Below are 2816 nucleotides of genomic sequence, written 5' to 3'. Positions count from 1 at the left end.
AGTTGTTGTCAACTCCTTTGATCCAAATGACAAAAGATGTCTTGAAGGAGATGAAGTACTTATTGAAAATGCAGATGAATATTTACATTATCTGATTCGTTTTCAAAATACAGGGACAGCCTCTGCTATAAATATTAGAGTTGCAGATCAACTTGACGAAAAATTAGATTGGACAACACTTGTTGTAGAATCACTTAGTCATCCTGGGAGAACAGAAATAATGAACGGACATGATGTTTCTTTCATCTTTGATGATATTAACTTACCTCACGAGGCGGCAGACCCCGAAGGGAGCAATGGGTTTATAGCCTTTAAGATAAAACCAAAAAACACAGTTGTATTAGAAGACACTGTTGAGAATACTGCTTTTATTTTCTTTGATTTCAACCCACCTATCATCACAAATACAACTTCTACCACATTTGTAGAGGCATTATCTGTAGAAGATTTTGCTGTACTTACGGTCAATTTATACCCAAATCCTGTTTCTGACATCGTAACCATCGAGAGTGCAACACGCATAGAAAGCGTAACACTATTTAATACGTTAGGACAAGTTGTAAAAACAATACCTATCAATGCTTATAATAGTCAAATCGACATGAGTACATTACACGCAGGACTTTATTTTATAAAAACAACATCTATCACAGGAACAGAGGCTGTTAAGAGAGTAATTAAAGAATAACAAAGAACGAAAACAACCAATCATCATGAAAAAAATTACACTCCTGCTATTTATATTCATATATGGGGTTATGCAAGCTCAAATCATTGATTTCCCTGATGAAAATTTAAAGAATGCATTGATCAATCATTCTCCAACTATTGACACAAATAATAATGGAGAAATCGAAGTAAGCGAGGCTGCAAATTTTAACGGCCCTCATGTAAACCTGCAATTCAAAGGAATTACTAACATTACAGGTTTAGAGAATTTTACATCGACAGAAAAATTTATTATTGGTCACAATGATATCGCTTCTGCAGATATAAGTGTGCTTCCTTGGGCAAAAGACATTGGACTAAATAGCAACGATTTAACAGAAATAGATTTGTCGTCTAATCTTCTTTTAGAAAAACTAACCATAAGCAATAATGATCTCTTAACTCTAGATATTTCTAATAATGTAAATTTATCAATAGTACGTACTGGAGGTAATGAATTCTCAGATATAGATATATCCTCTAATCTTGCTTTAGAAGAATTCTATATAAGCAATAATAATCTTTCAAGTATAGACATTTCTAACAATGTAAATTTAGTCGCTTTAAATGTCGGAGGAAATAATTTAAATACACTAGACACTTCAAATAATCTTTTACTAGAAAGTCTCGATGTGTCTTTAACAGATATAAGCACATTAGATCTTTCATCAAATAACCTTAAACTTATTGATATATCGGGGACGTTATTTACAAATTTTGACGATTTCAGTTCACAAACTGAACTAGAAAATATTGATGTAAGTTCTACTCAAATGTCAACGCTTGACACTAGTATCTATCCCAACCTAAAATATCTTGCAATTCAATTTTCAGATATAACAAATCTAGATTTATCACAAAATCCAGAATTATGGTCTCTATTTGTTGGGTATTCAGGTATGACTACTGTTGACACCAGTAACAACTTAAATCTACGATCACTTATTCTTTGGCAAGGAATAACCTCAATAGATGTCTCTCAAAACCTTGAGTTAAGATCTATACAATTATCAAATACAAGTGTAACATCTCTAGACCTTAGCACCAATAATAACCTCTGTTTTGTGTACGCCTCAGATACAGCGTTAGAATACATAAATATTAAAAATGGCAATAACACAAATCTTGACCCTAGCTCTCCATGCTCTCTTGATGATTCAGGAGGTGGTCTCGGAGGCATAAAATTTAAAGTTGAAGACAATGATAACTTATCCATTATATGTGTAGATGATATAAATTATGCGCTTGCAAATTTTGAAGTTCCAGATGCCGCTACGTTACTAGAGTCTTGCCCTGGAAATTTAGGAGATACAAATCAACTTTCAGGGATTATATCTTATGACGAAAATAACGATGGCTGTGATCCAGCTGATCAATCCGTTTCTACAATGGTTAGTAGTACAGATGGCACAAATAGCTTTGCCACCATATCTTCACTTACAGGAGATTTTAATTTACATGTTTTGGAGGGTACCTATGATACACAAATAGTAGGATTGCCATTGTATTATTCTATAAATCCTATAATACATCAAAATACGTTTACTGGGTTTAATCAAACTGAAACTATCGATTTTTGTATTATACCCACTACTGCACTAAATGATCTGTCTGTTACATTAATTCCTGTCAGTGAAGCAAGACCTGGGTTTGAAGCCGATTATCAAATTGTGTATACCAATATGGGTACAACGACTGTATCTGGGACTGTTGATCTTAGTTTTGATGATACACTTGTAAATCTTGAGTTAGCTAACCCAGTACCAACAAATATAGATGCAAATATGCTGTCTTGGGATTTTGTAGACCTTCAACCTTTAACAAGTAGGACTATTGATCTTGTCATGCTTGTTGAGCAACCACCAGTAGTACAAGGTGATGATATTTTACAATATACAGCATCTATCTCTCCAAATAATAATGATCAAACACCTAATGACAATACATTCGAATTAAATCAAATCGTAGTCAACTCCTTTGATCCAAATGACAAAAGATGTCTTGAAGGAGATGAAGTACTTATTGAAAATGCAGATGAATATTTACATTATCTGATTCGTTTTCAAAATACAGGGACAGCCTCTGCTATAAATATTAGAGTCGCAGAT

Annotated in this window: 2 protein-coding genes; both read left to right on the top strand. The window is 33.4% G+C overall.

The genetic code is table 11. From position 1 onward, the window contains the following. Nucleotides 1-688, top strand: a 688-nt coding sequence (locus tag ABJD27_RS11785; protein WP_348202047.1) for a T9SS type A sorting domain-containing protein, incomplete at its 5' end; no start/stop codon positions are given. A 25-nt stretch (nt 689-713) separates the two neighbouring features. After that, nucleotides 714-2816: hypothetical protein (locus tag ABJD27_RS11780; RefSeq protein WP_348202046.1), on the top strand; the 2103-nt coding region annotated here is incomplete at its 3' end.

It is taken from the genome of Dokdonia sp. (genome assembly GCF_039945015.1).
GTDB lineage: Bacteria > Bacteroidota > Bacteroidia > Flavobacteriales > Flavobacteriaceae > Dokdonia.
Note: the sequence above shows the minus strand (reverse complement) of the source record. Positions and strands in the feature narration are given on the sequence as shown.